Annotated in this window: 16 protein-coding genes; 7 read left to right on the top strand and 9 right to left on the bottom strand. The window is 71.2% G+C overall.

Translation table 11 applies throughout. The annotated features are described in order from the left end of the window. From AW270_RS34910 to AW270_RS34900, 3 genes are all read right to left on the bottom strand, one after another. A partial coding sequence (locus tag AW270_RS34910; protein WP_245675012.1) for a TadA family conjugal transfer-associated ATPase occupies positions 1–1,004 on the bottom strand: 1,004 nt, incomplete at its 3' end. 127 nt (positions 1,005–1,131) lie between these two features. Further along, entirely contained in the window at positions 1,132–2,163 is a 1,032-nt protein-coding gene (ssd, locus tag AW270_RS34905; protein WP_061300417.1) for a septum site-determining protein Ssd, read from the bottom strand. 724 nt (positions 2,164–2,887) lie between these two features. Further along, entirely contained in the window at positions 2,888–3,652 is a 765-nt protein-coding gene (locus tag AW270_RS34900; protein WP_061300416.1) for a Fic family protein, read from the bottom strand. Between the two features lie 255 nt (positions 3,653–3,907). On the opposite strand from AW270_RS34900, the gene acs reads away from it, so the two are divergent. Next, positions 3,908–5,866 (top strand): acetate--CoA ligase, encoded by a 1,959-nt coding sequence (acs, locus tag AW270_RS34895; protein ID WP_061300415.1) that lies wholly within the window; start codon positions 3,908–3,910, stop codon positions 5,864–5,866. A 565-nt stretch (positions 5,867–6,431) separates the two neighbouring features. Here the strand turns inward: acs and AW270_RS39295 are convergent. After that, complete coding sequence (locus tag AW270_RS39295; RefSeq protein WP_157523113.1) at positions 6,432–6,578, bottom strand: hypothetical protein; 147 nt, start codon at positions 6,576–6,578, stop codon at positions 6,432–6,434. A gap of 104 nt (positions 6,579–6,682) precedes the next feature. On the opposite strand from AW270_RS39295, the gene AW270_RS34890 reads away from it, so the two are divergent. Genes AW270_RS34890 through AW270_RS34880 form a run of 3 tightly spaced genes read left to right on the top strand, consistent with a single transcriptional unit; the run spans position 6,683 to position 8,471 of the window. Then, positions 6,683–7,126, top strand: coding sequence for a phage holin family protein (locus AW270_RS34890; protein WP_061300414.1), 444 nt, complete (start codon positions 6,683–6,685; stop codon positions 7,124–7,126). Beyond that, positions 7,123–8,049 carry an alpha/beta fold hydrolase gene (locus tag AW270_RS34885; protein WP_061300413.1) on the top strand — a complete coding sequence of 309 codons (927 nt, stop codon included), beginning with the start codon at positions 7,123–7,125 and terminating at the stop codon, positions 8,047–8,049. Before AW270_RS34890 ends, AW270_RS34885 begins: the two co-directional genes overlap by 4 nt. Continuing rightward, positions 8,046–8,471 (top strand): DUF309 domain-containing protein, encoded by a 426-nt coding sequence (locus tag AW270_RS34880; protein ID WP_082802084.1) that lies wholly within the window; start codon positions 8,046–8,048, stop codon positions 8,469–8,471. The genes AW270_RS34885 and AW270_RS34880 overlap by 4 nt, the downstream gene beginning before the upstream one ends. Before the next feature lie 3 nt (positions 8,472–8,474). Here the strand turns inward: AW270_RS34880 and AW270_RS34875 are convergent, their stop codons facing one another. Next, complete coding sequence (locus AW270_RS34875; protein WP_061300412.1) at positions 8,475–9,650, bottom strand: MFS transporter; 1,176 nt, start codon at positions 9,648–9,650, stop codon at positions 8,475–8,477. Between the two features lie 157 nt (positions 9,651–9,807). Between AW270_RS34875 and AW270_RS34870 the strand changes: the two genes are divergently transcribed. After that, on the top strand, positions 9,808–10,767 hold the full coding sequence (locus AW270_RS34870) for an ArsR family transcriptional regulator (RefSeq protein WP_061300411.1): 960 nt from the start codon (positions 9,808–9,810) through the stop codon (positions 10,765–10,767). A 10-nt stretch (positions 10,768–10,777) separates the two neighbouring features. On the opposite strand, the gene AW270_RS34865 is transcribed toward AW270_RS34870, so the two are convergent. Then, on the bottom strand, positions 10,778–12,382 hold the full coding sequence (locus AW270_RS34865; RefSeq protein WP_061300506.1) for an ABC-F family ATP-binding cassette domain-containing protein: 1,605 nt from the start codon (positions 12,380–12,382) through the stop codon (positions 10,778–10,780). A gap of 77 nt (positions 12,383–12,459) precedes the next feature. On the opposite strand from AW270_RS34865, the gene AW270_RS34860 reads away from it, so the two are divergent. Then, positions 12,460–13,140, top strand: coding sequence for a TetR/AcrR family transcriptional regulator (locus AW270_RS34860; protein ID WP_061300410.1), 681 nt, complete (start codon positions 12,460–12,462; stop codon positions 13,138–13,140). Here the strand turns inward: AW270_RS34860 and AW270_RS34855 are convergent. Beyond that, positions 13,137–14,327, bottom strand: a complete 1,191-nt coding sequence (locus tag AW270_RS34855; protein WP_245675011.1) for a MarP family serine protease — start codon at positions 14,325–14,327, stop codon at positions 13,137–13,139. The genes AW270_RS34860 and AW270_RS34855 overlap by 4 nt on opposite strands. 110 nt (positions 14,328–14,437) lie before the next feature. Here AW270_RS34855 and AW270_RS34850 point away from each other — a divergent pair, with 110 nt between their 5' ends. Then, entirely contained in the window at positions 14,438–14,983 is a 546-nt protein-coding gene (locus AW270_RS34850; protein WP_061300409.1) for a HEAT repeat domain-containing protein, read from the top strand. Here the strand turns inward: AW270_RS34850 and AW270_RS34845 are convergent. Both AW270_RS34845 and nth read right to left on the bottom strand, forming a co-directional pair. Then, on the bottom strand, positions 14,933–15,577 hold the full coding sequence (locus tag AW270_RS34845) for an NUDIX hydrolase (protein ID WP_061300408.1): 645 nt from the start codon (positions 15,575–15,577) through the stop codon (positions 14,933–14,935). The genes AW270_RS34850 and AW270_RS34845 overlap by 51 nt on opposite strands. 37 nt (positions 15,578–15,614) lie before the next feature. Further along, positions 15,615–16,319 carry an endonuclease III gene (gene nth, locus AW270_RS34840; RefSeq protein WP_061300407.1) on the bottom strand — a complete coding sequence of 235 codons (705 nt, stop codon included), beginning with the start codon at positions 16,317–16,319 and terminating at the stop codon, positions 15,615–15,617. Between the last annotated feature and the right edge of the window lie 216 nt (positions 16,320–16,535).

Genomic DNA, 16,535 nt, shown 5'->3' with positions numbered 1-16,535 from the left:
AGACAGATCTCCGCCACCCGCCGCACCCCCGTCCCCGCATCCCGCACCACGTGAATCACCGCGTCCAGCGCAGCCGCGAGCTGACTGTGCACCGCCTCCCGGCTCAACCCCGCCGCACAAGCAAGGGCCTCCAGCCGAGGCGGCACGTCAGCCGCCGTATTGGCATGCAAAGTCCCGCACCCGCCCTCATGCCCCGTGTTCAGCGCAGCCAGAAGATCAACTACTTCAGATCCACGCACCTCTCCCACCACCACCCGATCAGGCCGCATCCGCAGCGCCTGCCGGACCAGGTCCCGAAGCGTCACCCCGCCGACCCCTTCCAGGTTGGGCGGCCGCGTCTCCAGCCGCACCACATGGGGATGCGCCGGCCGCAGTTCCGCCGAGTCCTCCACGAGCAGCAGCCGCTCCCCCGGAGCGGCCAGCGACAGCAGCGCGGACAGCAGAGTGGTCTTCCCTGTCCCGGTCCCGCCCGACACGAGGAACGCCAGCCGAGCCTTCATGACCGACCGCAGCACCTGCGCCCCCACTCCGGTCACGAGGTCATCCAGCCCGTACGTATGCCGAGGCGGCAACCGCAACGACAGACAGGTCCCCTCGGCCGAGACAGGAGGCAACACCGCGTGCAGCCGAACCCCACCGGCCAGCCGCGCGTCGACGTAAGGGCACGCGTCGTCCAGCCGCCTCCCGGCAGCGGCCGCCAGCCGCTGCGCGAGCCGCCGCACGTCGTCATCCGACCGGAAGACGACCGACGTCTTCCGCAGCCCGCCCCCGTCGTCCACCCACACCTCCCGAGGCCCGTTGACCAGCACATCGGTCACCCCCGGCTCGGCGAGCAGCCCCTCCAGCGGCCCCGCCCCGATCAGCTCGGCGCGGAGCACCCGCGCGACGGCCAGGACCTCCGCATCCCCCAGGACCGCCCGCTCGGCCCGCAACGCCCCGGCCACCTGAGCGGGCGAAGGATCGAGCCCGTCCCGCGCCAGCCGAACCCGAACCGCCTCCAGCAACTCCGCCGGCACGCCACTCACGGAACCCTCGCGATGAACCCGCCCGACCAGCCACTCCTGAACTGGATCGCCGCCGCGTCCCGCTCAGGCGGGTCGGCAGCGCCGGACCTCAAGCGCCGGACACTCCTCATGCCAGCCCCGCCAGCAGTTCCCCGCAGAACCGCCCCAGCGGTGTCCGCTTCAGCGGTGGTGCGTCGCCCCGGTCCAGGGCCTCGGCCAACCCGCGCTGCTCCGGCACGACCCCCGCCAGCGGCACCCCCAGCGACTGGGCCACCACGTCAGGCTCCAGGCTCCCGCCCCGAACGACCACCCGCACGTCCCCCGCCTGCTCCCGCACCCCCGGCAACGTCTGCCCGGCAGCGAGCACCCCCCGCACATCGGCGGAAACCACCAGCAACGCCACGCCAGAGCGGGACAGTGCCTCTTCCGCCCCGGCGTCCACGAACCGGGGCAGATCGACCACCACGAGGTCACACCCCCGCCGCGCCGCCTCCAGCACCGCGCGCATCGCCTCGCGCGGGATCCGCATGGGTTCGCCCCGGTGCCATGACAGGACAGTCAACTCGCCGAAGGTCGGCAGCGCTCCCTGGAGGGCGGCGTAGCTCACCCGGCCCTCGCGACCGACGATGTCGGGCCACCGCGCCCCGGTCGCCTCCTCCTGGCCGAGGACGACGTCGATCCCGCCGCCGAGCGGGTCGGCGTCGACGAGCAGAGTGCGGGACCCGTGCCGAGCTGCGGTGAGGGCGAGCGAGGCGGCCAAGACCGTGGCTCCCACGCCGCCGCGCCCTCCGGCCACGCACACCAACGCCCCGGCCCGCGACGACGGCTCGGCGGCCTCGGCGAACTCGTCGACCAGCAGGCGTTCGGCGTCGGGCAGTTCGAGGACGGCCGACGCCCCGACCGCCACGCACCGCCGCCACATCGCCGGATCGGCCGGGCCCGACGTCACCAGGAGAACTCCCTGGCGGGCCGGCGGGCCCATCGCGGCGAGGGCGTCGGCCTGGTCGGCACCCACCACGACCAGCGGCGCCGTGCGCCAGCGCGGGCGGGCCTGAGCGGCTTCGTGGGCGACGTCGAGTTCGACCCCGGCGGCGGCGGCCACGCGCAGCAGGTCGTCGAGCAGGTCGCGGTCGGCGGTGACGGCAAGGGGCCGGTGCATGGACGGGGAGCTCCTCGGTCGAAGGTCGGACATCCGTGAGGAGCTTCACGGTGCCGATCAACCGAAGATCAGAAACGCCCGAACCGGGACCTGTGGAAAAGGGCCGCCCCTGTGGATAAAGGGGGCGACCCCCGCCGGGGGGGAGAGCGGGGGTCGCCGAGCGGTCCGGCTCCGGGGGGGTAGAGCCGGTCCCGTGTGATGAAAGCTTTCATCAGTGGGCCAGGGCATGGCAAGGGACTTGCAAAGGTGCCCTGTGCGCAGTCACTCCCACAACGGGAGATAACACCGTATGCTGCCCGATCCGCCTGAGTTTCGTCGAGGAGCAATCTGCAATTTGCGGCAGTTTTTTTGAGCCCGGCTCAGACCGTGGGAATGCGCCCAGACGGTCACGGTCAGTGATCACTGTCAGAAGTGGACGCCATGTATCGATCCATTGCCCCACGAGGTCACAAACCGCATCAGAAGCCGTAACGAGCGGATTCCGGGCTCAGTAAAGGTCTTGCTCGAAGGGGTTCCCATGTGCGCAGTTCCGACGTACAAAGGGCTTACGGACCAAGTGTCCGGGTACGGCCGCTGGGTACCCACGTGCGACCAGCCGCGGGAGGCGTGTCGTTGCGGGCTTGTCCCGTTTCGACAAAATGAGGTGCACGCTTGGTAACCCGGTCCGACGTACTGGCGACGGCGTCCCATTCCAGGGACGCCGTCTGCATGTGTCCGCAATTGTCTAGCGGGACAGCGCCTCGCAAATAGCGGTCGTCTCCCTGGCTCCCAGGACGACCGCCCGAGCGCAGTGCACGACCCACGCGGCCACCCCGTCGGGCGTGCCGGTCAGATAGGCCTTCAACGCCTGCGTGTACGACCCCGGCAGGTCCCGGTGCCCCACCTCCACCGCCACGAGCGACTTCGGGTCGAGGCCGTGCTCCACCAGGCTGAGCCGCTCCGCGGCCCGCGCCACCAGCCCGTCGCCCACGCCGAACGGCCGCAGCACCACGATCTCGGCGTGCACGATCGCCCCCAGCACCAGCGCGGGCGCCTTGGTCGACGTCAGCCCCGCCAGCGCCTTCATCCGCGCCGACACGTCCGCCGGAGCCGGTCCGATCCCCAGCAGGTCGGCCGCCGTGGGGGCCGTACGGGGACGCCCCGGATCGGCGAGCAGCCCGGCGGCCGCGAGCGTGTGCAGCCGGGCGAGCACCTGGGGCGCGGCGGTCCGCCACAGGGGCCCGAGCCGCCCGAGCTCGGCCGACACCCGCAGGGCGCCCTGCGCCACCGGATCGTCGACCTCCCCGGCCCTCAGCGACCCGAGGGGCACCTCGACGCCCTCCAGCTCGGCCGACGCCCGAGCCCCCCGCAACGCGGACTCGGCGGACACCTCGGGCTGCCTCCGGCGAAGTATCCGATGCCGGTAGAGAACGTCGACGGCCTCCCGGGCCTCGGCGACGGCCTCCGGCACCCCGGGCAGTTCGGCCACCACGACCAACGGATCACTCATCCGCCCGACCCTACCGACAGACTTCCTTCCGTTACGGCTCCGCCCACCCCGGCCCCGCCCGCCGCGTCCGGAAAGCCCCGTATCCGGCGCCCGCCCCCGCTCCCGGCCACCGCCGTCACGACCACTCAACGACCCGCTGACACCGCTGGACGAAGTCACGTTTGACTCCCCTAGGCCCCGTCACGTGTCATTAACACCCGATACGGCACGATACGAAGAAGTAACGCCATAAGAATTTCGGGTAAGGAGTTCGCGGTGACGGAGTCCCAGGAAACGCTGTCGAACCTGTTGCAGGAGAACCGCCGGTTCGAGCCGCCCGCGGAGCTCGCCGCGGCGGCGAACGTCACGGCGAGCGCCTACACGGAGGCCTCGGCTGACCGCCTGGCCTTCTGGGAGGCCGCGGCGGACCGGCTGACCTGGGCGGAGCGCTGGCACACCACTTTGGAGTGGGAGGCCCCGTTCGCGAAGTGGTTCGTGGGCGGCAAGCTGAACATCGCCTACAACTGCGTCGACCGGCACGTCGAGGCCGGCAACGGCGACAAGGTGGCCTTCTACTGGGAGGGCGAGCCCGAGGGTGACAGCCGCGTCATCACCTATGCCGACCTGCAGAAAGAGGTCTCCAAGGCGGCCAACGCGCTGACCGAGCTGGGGGTCGGCAAGGGCGACCGGGTGGCGATCTACATGCCGATGATCCCGGAGCTGCCGGTCTCGTTGCTGGCGTGTGCCCGGATCGGGGCGATCCACTCGGTCGTCTTCGGTGGTTTCTCCGCGTCCGCGCTGAAGAGCCGCATCGACGACGCCGACGCCAAATTGGTGATCACCGCTGACGGCGGGTTCCGGCGGGGGGCGCCGAGCGCGCTCAAGCCCACCGTGGACGAGGCCGTGGCGCAGTGCCCGCAGATCGAGAAGGTGCTCGTCGTCCGCCGGACCGGCCAGGACGTCGCGGTCACCGACAAGGACGTCTGGTGGCACGACGTCGTCGAGCGCCAGAGCGACCAGCACACCCCCGAGCCCCACGACGCCGAGGACCCGCTCTACATCCTCTACACGAGCGGCACCACCGGTAAGCCGAAGGGCATCCTGCACACCACGGGCGGCTACCTCACCCAGACGGCCTGGACCCACAACGCGGTCTTCGACCTCAAGCCCGACACCGACATCTACTGGTGCACGGCCGACATCGGCTGGGTGACCGGCCACAGCTACATCGTCTACGGCCCCCTCGCCAACGGCGCGACCAGCGTGATCTACGAGGGCACCCCGGACACCCCGCACCGCGGCCGGTTCTGGGAGATCGTCCAGAAGTACAAGGTCACGATCCTCTACACCGCGCCGACGGCCATCCGCACGTTCATGAAGTGGGGCGACGACATCCCCGCCAAGTTCGACATGTCGTCGCTGCGGGTGCTCGGGTCGGTCGGCGAGCCGATCAACCCCGAGGCCTACGTCTGGTACCGGGAGCACATCGGCGCGAACCGGACCCCTGTGGTGGACACCTGGTGGCAGACCGAGACCGGCGCGATCATGATCAGCCCGCTGCCGGGCGTCACCGCGGGCAAGCCGGGCGCGGCCATGCAGCCGCTGCCGGGCATCGTCGCCGACGTGGTCGACGACCAGGGCAAGTCGGTGCCGAACGGCGGCGGCGGGTTCCTGGTGGTCCGTGAGCCGTGGCCGTCGATGCTGCGCGGCATCTGGGGCGACCCCGAGCGCTACAAGGAGACCTACTGGTCCCGCTTCGACGGGTTCTACTTCCCCGGCGACGGCGCCAAGCGCGACGACGACGGCGACCTGTGGCTCCTGGGCCGCGTCGACGACGTCATGCTCGTCTCGGGCCACAACATCTCGACCACCGAGGTGGAGAGCGCCCTGGTCAGCCACCCGAAGGTGGCCGAGGCGGCCGTCGTGGGCGCGACCGACCCGGTGACCGGCCAGGCCATCGTGTCGTTCGTGATCCTGCGCGGGAACGCCGAGGAGAGCGGCGACATCGCCACCGAGCTGCGTCAGCACGTCGCCAAGGTGCTGGGCCCGATCGCCAAGCCCCGGCAGATCATGGTCGTGCCGGAGCTGCCGAAGACCCGGTCGGGCAAGATCATGCGCCGCCTGCTGCGTGACGTGGCCGAGAACCGCTCGCTGGGCGACGTGACCACCCTCACCGACAGCTCGGTGATGAACCTGATCTCCGAGAAACTGCCCACCGCCAAGAGCGAGGACTAATCCTTCATCCACAGCCGGGGCCGTTATCCACAGGTGATAACCCGCCCCGGCTGTGATCGTTCGGCGCTGGGTACAGTGGGCCGAAGGTGTGCCGGGAAGTCCGGTCGGCGATTCAGGGGGAACCGGCCGGGCATTCCACCATCACTTGAGGGGGAGCACAGGGCGCCGTCCAACCGCTGAACGGCGCGGGTCGCCGAAGCCCTGCGGACCGAGACGACCAGTGGTGCGCGATCATCCTGATCGCCGCAGGCGCTGATCCAGGGAACTACGAGGCGCTCTGGTCCGTCATCGTTCCGGACCCGCTCCACCTCACGCTGGACGAAGGGCGGCGGGCTACCAGTGATCTTCTTCTTCGTCGCCGGAGTGAGCTGAAGGGGAGTTCGTCCACGGGGAGCCGTCCCGCTTCCGGGACGCGATCCCGCCGGCCGGGATGGCGGTGCCGCGCTGATCTACGGGGGGTGAGCTGGGGAGTGGGGAAACACACGGGGGTGGGCGATCCCGACATCGCCTTCGCGCCGGCGCCGGGGTTCCGGGGCAGAGGGCCGCTCATGAACGTCGATCCTTCTCACGCCGCCGGGGCCGACCGTCTCGTCAGGCCCGTGCCGGCGGGGTTCCGCTCGGCGGGAGCGCCCTCGGAGGCGTTCTCACCCACAGAATCGCTCCCGGCGTGCTTCCCGGGCTCGTCGTCGGGAAGTCGGTCAGCGGTGCCCATGGCAAGCGTCATCGCATCGTTGCTGGCCGCGGGGCTGCTCAGACTCCGCGTACGGGTGTGGGCACGAGATGATATTTGACAGTCCGCAGAATAGGAGATCCCTGATGCGCGAGGACGAATCGCTCGGCGCTCTGGTGGCCGAGGCGACCACCCACATTTCCGACCTGGTACGGGCGGAGATCGAACTCGCCAAGAGCGAGCTCAAGTTCGACGCCAAGCGGGTGGGCATGGCCACCGGCCTGTTCGCCGCCGCCGCGTTCACGCTTCACCTGGTCCTGATCCTGGCCTCGTTCACGATCGCCTACGTCCTGCACGACGCCGTCGGCCTGTCGACCTGGCTCTCGTTCCTGATCGTCACCGTGTTCTACCTGGTGACGGCCGGAATCCTGGGCTTCGTCGGCTACCGCCGCCTGCAGGGCCTGGCTGGCTTCAAACGCACCAGGCGTTCGCTCCAGAGCCTCAAGTCCACCGACGAGACCGTCCGGCCCACCCCGGTCGTCGAGACCGCCGGCGAGGTCGGCGCCCACCGTGCCGCGGTCGCGCCATGAAACAGGCCCCGGAGGAGAACCAGCTGGTCCGGGCCGACGGCCCGTGGGAACACCGCTGGATCCACGCCGGGGGCACCCGCTTCCACGTGGTGGAGGCCGGTGAGGGCCCGCTCGTCCTGCTGCTCCATGGTTTCCCGCAGTTCTGGTGGACCTGGCGGCACCAGCTCGAAGCGCTGCCCGCGGCCGGTTACCGTGCCGCCGCGGTCGATCTCCGGGGTTACGGCGCCAGCGACAAGCCGCCCCGGGGATACGACCTGCCGACCCTGGCGGGCGACGCGGCCGGCCTGATCAGGGCCATGGGCGAGACCGGCGCCATCGTGGTCGGCCACGGATGGGGCGGCTGGATGGGCTGGACGATGGCCGCCCGCGACGCCAAGTTCGTGCGCCGCCTGGTCGTCGTGTCGGCGCCCCACCCGCTGCGGCTGCGCACGGCGCTGCTGACCGACCCGCGCCAGCTCCGCGCCAGCGGCCACGCGTTCGGCTTCCAGCTCCCGCTGCTGCCCGAACACCGGCTGACCCGCAAGAACGCCGCGAGGGTCGGGCGGCTGCTCGACGAGTGGTCGGGCCCGGAGTGGCCGTCCGAGGAGCTGAACCCGGTCTACCAGGACGTGTTCCAGATCCCGGCGTCGGCCCACTGCGCCCTGGAATACCACCGCTGGTTCGCCCGCTCCCAGCTCCGGCCCGACGGCCGCCGCTACGCCCGTCAGATGCGCGCCGAGATCGAGGCCCCGACCCTCCAGCTCCACGGCGCCCTCGACACCTGCATGCTGCCCCGCACCGCCCAGGGGTCGAGCCGCTTCGTCGCGGCCCCCTACCGCTGGCGTCTGATCGAGGGCGCGGGACACTTCCCCCACGAGGAACGCCCCGACGTCTTCAACGCCGAGCTGACCTCCTGGCTGGCCGACCCCGAACCCGACCGATGAGCCGCGACCGCGACGCGACCGGCCGGGCCCGCAACGCCCGCCCCCGGGACGCCTACGGCCGCCCCCTGCCCCACGGCGCCGAAGGCGTCGAACGGGTCCCCGACGACTACGCCCCCACGGCCGAGCAGGCGATCGCCGACGGAGTGGAGATGCTCCGCCTCGACCGCCCCTTCCACGCCCACGAGATCTTCGAGGGCCGCTGGAAGTGCTGCCCACCGGCCGAGAGGGAGCTGTGGCAGGGCCTGGCCCAGATCTGCGTCGGCCTGACCCACCTGCAACGGGGCAACGCGCGGGGCGCGCAGACCCTGCTCGAACGGGGAGCCGGGCGGCTGGCGTCGATCGACGGCCGGCCCTACGGCATCGACCCGGCCAAGGCCGCCCAGGCGCGGTCGATCGACGATCTCCTGGCGGCCCTGACCTGATCCTCAGGCGGGTTCGAGCGCGGGTCCCGGGCGCAGGCTCGGTGCCAGCGCCAGGGTCACCGCCACCGAGGCCACGGCCATCGCCGTCATCGCGAGCGCCGGGCCGGCGAACTGGGCCACCGCGCCCGCCACCGTCGCGCCGACGCCCTGGAGGACCATCATCCCCGAGCCGTTCAGGCCGAGGGCGTGGCCGCTGAGGTCGTCGGGGGTGAGGGCCATCAGGCGTTCCTGGAGGAGCAGGCTGGCGGCGTACCCGACGGAGGCGAGGGTCACCGCGGCGACCGCGACGCCGATCGGCGGCTCGGTGAAGAAGACCAGGTAGGGGGCGGCCAGGAGGAGGCGCATCGGGGCGCCGAGGCGTTCGCGCCACCGCGCGGGGACGAACCGGCCGACGAGGGTGTCGCCGATCAGCATGCCGAAGGCGGCGCAGGCGAACAGCAGGCCGGCGCTGCTCGGGTCGTACGAGACATAAAGCGCTTCGCACCCCACGATCAGCCCGTTCGGGATCCACAGGGCCAGGAAGACATATCGCCGCGGTTTGGACGCCCACAGCCGCGCGTTGCCCTGCCACGTCTGCGCCACCGACGGGCGGCCCGACGCGCGCGGCGGCCGTTTCGACAGCCCCAGCCACACGACCAGCGCGGCGGCGAACTCCAGGGCGGCGCTGACGAGGAGCGTCTGCGTGGGGGTGAGCAGGGTGACCAGCAGCCCTCCGGCCGCGAAGCCGGTGATCTGCGAGGCGCCCACGGTCATGTTCATCACCGACCGGCCGAGCAGGAAGCCGTCCCGGGAGAGGATCTCGTTGAGCAGCCCGTAGCGCACCCCGCCGCCGACCGACGCGAACACGCCGATCACAATAAGAATGGCGAACCGGGCGGCCATGGGCAGACCGGGGATCGCCTGGGCGGCCATGCCGACGCCGAACACCAGCGCCAGACCCGCGAGCGCCATCCGGGGCGGCAGCCGGTCGGCCGCCGACATCAGCAGGGTCGCCCCGAGGACCTGGGCGAGCAGCGGCCCGAACATCGCGAGCGCCGAGAGGAGAGGCGAGCCGGTCGCCTCGAAGACGAGGGTCCCCAGCGCGAGGTTCCCGATCGTCCACGCCACGACCTGCAAGGTCGACGTCGCGAACAGCGGCGTGAACTCCTTGACGGCGAACAGCTCCCGATATGTACGCATGAGGAGCACATTCCATCACCCCAGGTCAGAGCCGCTATTGTTTCGCCGGGACGCGAAAGGACCGGCTGCGGAGGCCGTGCCGACGTCATGGCCGCCGACGTGCGGGCCGATATGGGTCGATGCCAGAAATCTCATACCAAGAGATGAAAGGACGGAGATGGGCTGGTGGCAGGTCGGCGCGGACACGCTGGCCAGGAGCAGGTTCGTGGTCTCCCCGCTCGCCGAGACCACCGCGTGCATGTTCGCCCTCGGCCGCGCCCACCCCGCACACCCCGGTGAGCGGCCCTGGTTCGAGCGGCACGCCGACCGCTTCCGGACCCGCCTCGCCGGCGACCCGATCGACGACCTCCTCATCCGCGCCGCGAACGGGCCCGAGTGGGTCGCCGACTTCCTCGTCCCGACCCCCGCCGGAACCGGGGAACCGACCTTCGCCGACGAGGTCGCCGCCATCCGGGCCACCCCGCCCGATGTCGTGTACGCCGACCTGGAGGTCTCCCTCGGCAGGATGCTCCCCGGCCCGCTCCGCCGCGCCGACTTGGCCGAACGGGCGGCGTCCGTCCTGGAATGGGTGTGGACGGAAGCGGTCGAACCCACCTGGGACCGGCGCAGGCGCATTCTCGAAGCCGACATCATCGGCCGGGTCGCGAGCCTCAGCATGGGCGGCTGGGAGGCGGCACTCAACGACATGCGTCCGGGCATGCGCTGGCTGGGCGACAGCCGCCTGCAGATCAACACGACCAGCAACCCGCCGCGCGACATCACGACGGCGCGGCTGATGTTCGTCCCGGTCACGCCCCGGCACCGATGGGTCTCATGGGAGCACCCCCACCGGTATGCGGTGATCTATCCGGCCTCGGGCGTCCTGACCGAGGTCCGCGAGGTCTCCGGGCCCCTCGCCCGGCTGCTGGGCAGCGCCCGCGCGACCGTGCTCGTGCTGCTCGACCAGCCGAAGAGCACGACCCAGCTCGTCGCCCTCACCGGCCAGGGGCTCGGCTCGGTGGGCCGCCACCTGAAGGTGCTCCTGGACGCCGGCCTGGTCGAACGCCGCAGGGCGGGCAAATCCGTCCTCTACTACCGCAGCCGGACCGGCGACGCGGTGGTGACGTCGTCGGAATGACCCGGCCGCGTCATCCCCACACCGGTTCCGCGCTCTCGGACACGGTCCCGTCGGCGCCGAAGACGAGGAAGCGGTCGAAGTCGTCGGCGAACCACCGGTCGTGGGTCACCGCCAGGACCGTGCCGGAGAAGCCCGCCAGCCCTTGTTGCAGCGCCTCGGCGCTGGCGAGGTCGAGATTGTCGGTCGGCTCGTCGAGCAGCAGCAACGTCGCGCCCGACAGCTCCAGCAGGAGGATCTGCAGCCGTGCCTGCTGCCCGCCCGACAGCGTCTCGAAGAGCTGGTTCGCGGCCGGGGCGAGTTCGTAGCGCGCCAGAGCGGCCATCGCGTCGTTGAGGATCAGCGCACCGGCCGTCGTGACCAGGTCGACCGGACGACGCCCGTGCAGGTCGGGCCGCGCGTGGGTCTGGACGAAGCGGCCGGGCACCACCCTGGCCCCGAGCCGGACCGATCCGGTGTGCCGCACCGCCGGGGCCACCTCCCCGTACGCCGCCTCCAGCACCTGCAGGAACGAGGACTTGCCCGATCCGTTGGAGCCGAGGACGCCCACCCGTTCGCCGAACCAGATCTCGGTGCCGAACGGTTTGGTCAGGCCCGTGAGCTCCAGGTTCTCGCACTCGACGGCGCGTTTGCCGGTCCGGCCGCCGCGCAGCCGGATCCGGACGTTCTGCTCCTTCGGCGGGCGTTGCGGCGGGCCCGCCTGCTCGAACCGGCCCAGCCGGGTCCGGGCCGCCCGGTAGGCCGACGAGAGGGCGTCGTTGTTGGCGGACGTCTGCCGCAACGTGTGCACGAGCCGCCGGAGCCTGGCGTGCTCCTCGTCCCAGCGGCGGCGCCGTTCTTCCAGCCGCTCGATCCGGTCGGCGCGGGCGGCGGCGTAGGTCGCGAAGCCGCCGCCGTGGATCCAGACGCCGCGGTCCTCCACGGTCACGATGCGGTCGGCCGCGTTCGCGAGGAGACGGCGGTCGTGGGAGACCAGCAGGACCGTCTTGGCGGTGGCGGCGAGCCGGTTCTCCAGCCACTGCTTCCCGGCGACGTCGAGGTAGTTGTCGGGTTCGTCGAGCAGCAGGACCTCGTCGGGGCCGCGCAGGAGAGCCTCCAGGACGAGGCGTTTCTGCTCGCCTCCCGACAGGGTCGTGACCGGGCGCTCGCGAACCGCGTCGAAGGGCAGGCCTGTCGACGCGGTGGCGCACACGTCCCAGACGGTCTCCATGGCGTAGCCGCCCGCGTCGGCGTAGTCGGAGACGGCCTGCGCATAGGCGAGCTGGGCCGCCTCGTCGTCGTGGGCGGTGAGCGCCGCCTCGGCGGCCGACACGGCCGCCGCCGCGGCCCGCACCTGCTCGGGCGCGACCGAGAGCAGCAGGTCGTGGACGCTGCTCCGGTCCCGAATGCTCCCGACGAACTGCCGCATGACCCCGAGCCCGCCGGTCTGCGCCACCCGGCCGCCGTCCGGCCGAAGATCACCGGCGATGAGCCGGAGCAGCGTGGTCTTGCCCGCCCCGTTGGGCCCCACGAGGCCCGCCTTCACGCCGTCGCCCACCCGGAACGACACGTCGTCGAGCAGCGGGCGGCCGTCGGGCAGGACGTAGCTCAGGTGATCGACGTCGATGTGTCCCGGCATCGCGACCTCCACCGGATCGTTGTTCGAGAGACCGGACCAACGATCCGGTACTCGAACGTCATACTAGACTCGGCCGGGTGAACGCGAGAACCGGCGGGGTGTGGCTGAGGGCGTCCACCCGCGAAGAACGGGGCGGCCCCCCGCTCAGCAGGCAGCGGATCGTCGAGGAGGCCGTGGCCCTGCTCGACGAGGAGGGCGCTGACCGGCTGACCATGCGGCGCCTGGCCGAGCGGCTCGGCACCGGCTCGACCACGCTCTACTGGCACGTGAAGACCAAGGACGACGTCCTCGACCTCGCGCTCGACGCGATCTTCGCCGCCGTCCGGATCCCCGAGGGCGCGGAGTGGCGGGCGGGCCTCACGGCGCTGATCGGTGACTGGCGCGCCACCCTGCTACGCCACCCGTGGTCGGCGGCGCTCCTCGGCCGCCCGATGCTGGGCCCCAACGTGCTTGCCAGAAGCGATTTCCTGTACGCCACCCTGGTGCGGGCCGGAGTGGCCGAGCCCCACCTCACGGCCGCCGCGTTCGGGCTGTCCAACTTCGTCATCGGCTCGGCCCTCATGGAGGCGACCTGGCTGGTCAACGCCGACGCGGAGACCCGCGACGCCGCCAGGGAACACATGGACCACCAGCGCGACCGCTACCCCGCCCTCGCGGCGCACGGCCCGCTGACCGCCGCCGACGACTGGGACTCGAGCTTCGAGCGCGGCCTGAACTGGCTGCTCGACGGTGTCGAGGCGACGATCGCGACCGGCTAGTCGCACTCCTGCGTGTCGACCCGGGCGATGGCCGCGCTGCCGTCCTCGGCGTCGGTGCGGACCTCCTCGGCCGTCAGCGCGTAGCCGGTGTCCTTCTGGTCGGTGGCCGCCGCGAAGATGACGCCGAAGACGCGCCCGTCGGGGGCGAGCAGCGGGCCGCCGGAGTTGCCGGGCTGCACCTCGCCGCGGATGGCGTAGACCTCGCGGTCGACGGTGTGGCGGTTGTAGATGTCGTAGGACTCCGCGGGCTGCTTCACCCGGATGCGGGCCGGCTTGATGGTGAAGCCGTGGCCCTTCGGGTAGCCCGCGATGATCGCGTCGTCCTTCGACTCGGCCGCCATGTCGAACTTCAGCGGGTTGACGTCGAGCGACTCGACGTAGAGGACCGCGATGTCGCGGTCGGGGTTGTAGAGGACGACGCGGGCGTTGTGGCTGGCGCCCCGGTAGTCGGTCACCCGCAGGTCCTGCGACACACCGGCCACCACGTGGGCGTTGGTCATGATGCGGTGGGGGGCGTAGGCGAAGCCGGTGCCCTCAATGCGCTTGCGGCACGTCGGGGCGGTGCCCTGCACCTTCACGATCGCGCGGCGCGCCCGTGCGAGCTGCGGGTCGTTGATGATGCTCTCGTCGGGGGCCGGCACGTCGACGAACTGGGCCCCGCCGATGTCAGCGAACACCTCGGGCCACGGCGAGGCGTCGACGAACTCGCGGAAGCCGCGCGTCAGGTCGCGGGCTGCCTCGGGCATCGCCTGGTCGACCGTCTTCAGCAGCAGCGAGTCGTTGACCTGCTGTTTCGGCAGCGGGAAGTTCATCGAGATGATGAGCGAGCCGATCAGCCAGGCGAATACGAGCACGGACAGCCCGCTGGCCAGCGAGCCGCCGAAGGCGTCGATGAGACGGGCGGGCTCCCACGTCACATGGGATCTGACGACCGCGCCGATCGTCGAGGAGGCGAACTGCCCGACCGTCGCGGCCAGGAAGACGATGACTATGGCGAGCAGCGCGCGCTCGGTCTCACCGTTGACCAGCGCTCCGGCGATCGGCGGCGCGATGAACATCCCGACCAGCGCCCCACCGGCGAAACCGACGAAGCTGAACGCGCCGATGATGAAACCCTGGCGATAGCCGGACACCGCGAAGGCCAGAATCAGGCCGATCAGGATGAGGTCGAGCAGATCGCCTTGCACGCCTGTATTCCACCTCTATCGCACCCGGCCCGGCCACCACCCTTAACCGTATCCAGCCACACGCGGTCTCGTGCACGGGTTCCCCGCAGTGCAGTCGATATCGTGACGCCATGGGGGACCCTGTTGAGGAACTGATCCAGACGGCACTCGCCGACGGAGACCCGGACGGCCCGACCCGCTGGGACGCCATCGCGGCCCTGCAGGAGCGCGGTGACCTGGAGACCTTCACCGCCGCGCGGCGACTGTGCGCAGCCGAGACGGCGGCGGAGAGAGTGCTCGGAGTCGACATTCTGGGGGAGCTCGGGCGTGACCGCCCGTTCGCCGACAAGACCCTGCCGGTGCTGCGATTCCTGGCCGCGAGCGAGACCGAACCTCGCGTGCTCTATTCGGTGCTCATCGCCTTCGGTCACCTGCGCGACCCGCGGGCGCTGCCCTCGGTGATCGAGCTCGCGTCCCATCCGGAGACGACGGTCCGCTACGGCGCGGCCTACGCCCTGCCCAACGTCATCGGCCGACCTGCCGACCCGGCGGGGGTCGCGGCGCTGCGGCGATTGGCGGCCGACCGCGACGACGACGTGGCCGACTGGGCGACGCTGGGGCTGGCGCTAACGGGCGGCGAGGTTCACGACGTCAGGGGGCAGGTCCTCGATCCGTGACCGGTCCCACGGGACCTCGAAACCGCAGGTGGCGAGCACGCTGTCGAGCACTCCGGCGGTGAAGCCCCAGACCAGCAGCCCGCGCACGCGGAACGCGGGCCCGTGGAACCCGCTGACATGACGCAGCTTCAGCCGGTTGGCGGGATCGACCAGCTCGGCGATCGGCACGCGTTCGACCGAGGCGACCTCGTCGGGTGAGGCGGCGTGGACGGCACAGGGGGTGTGCCACCAGCCGACGACGGGGGTGACGCGGTTGTCGCTGTGGGCGAGGTAGAGCTCCGGCAGGGTGCCGACGACTTCGACGCCCGCGGGGTCGACGCCGGTCTCCTCGGCCGCCTCGCGGAGGGCCGCGCCGATCGGACCGTCGTCTTCGGGGTCGAGCCCGCCGCCGGGGAAGGCGGGCTGGCCCGCGTGGTTGCGTCCACGCGAACTGCGCTGGATGAGCAGGATGTCGGGGCCGTTCGGCCCGTCGCCGAACAAAAGCAGCACGGCGGCGGGCCGGCCGCCCTCGCGGGGCGGGCGCATGCCGAGGGGGACGGGGGTTCGCCGGGCCTTGTCGGCCACGCCGGCGAGCCAGGCCGGTACGTCGGTCATGGACACTCCAACCCTCCGTGCCCGCCGAAGCTTCCCGTCACGAGAACGGCCCCGAACGCACCAGCTTGGCCGCTGTCTCGGGGTCGGTGGGGCCGGTGCCGTAGGAGGGGCAGAGCGCCGCCAGGGGGCAGGCGCCGCAGGCGGGTTTGCGGGCGATGCAGATCCGGCGGCCGTGCCAGATGATGCGGTGGGAGAAGACCGTCCACTCGTTCTTCGGGATGAGCTGCGCGATCTCCTGCTCGATCTTGACCGGGTCGAGCTCGCCCTCGATCCACCCGAAGCGCTTCACGAGCCGCTGGAAATGGGTGTCGACGGTCAGCCCCGGCACGCCGAACGCGTTGCCGAGCACGACGTTGGCCGTCTTGCGGCCGACCCCGGGCAGCGTCACCAGGTCGGCCATCTTGCGGGGGACCTCGCCGCCGTAGCGGTCGCGGAGCGCGATCGACAGCCCGATGACCGACTTCGTCTTGGCCCGGAAGAACCCGGTCGGCCGCAGGATGGCCTCCATGTCGTCGGGGTCGGCGACGGCCATGTCGTCGGGCGTCGGATATTTGGCGAACAGCGCCGGAGTGGTCAGGTTGACCCGCACATCGGTCGTCTGGGCCGACAGCACCGTGGCGACGAGCAGCTGGAACGCGTCGGCGAAGTTGAGCTCGCAGTGGGCGTCGGGATAGGTCTCCGCCAGGATGCGGTTCATCTTCCGAGCCCGCCGCACCAGGCCGAGCCGAGTCTCCTTCGCCATGGCCCCAGAGTAGGGGCGGCAGCCGAGCAAGCAGTCACTTACTTAGCTACTAGAAAAAGGTTGAATTGTTATCCATTAGCCCGATTATGGGAGTTTCCTGAGAGACCTCTGAACCCCGAGAGCGGAACGATGCACAAGTTACTGGGAGCCCTGGCGCTCACGACGGGCCTCCTCGTCGCCCCCACCACAGCCCAAGCGGCCCCCACCCCCTCTCCC

It is taken from the genome of Herbidospora cretacea, assembly GCF_001570605.1.
GTDB lineage: Bacteria > Actinomycetota > Actinomycetes > Streptosporangiales > Streptosporangiaceae > Herbidospora > Herbidospora cretacea.
This window is presented reverse-complemented; position numbering and strand designations above follow the sequence as displayed.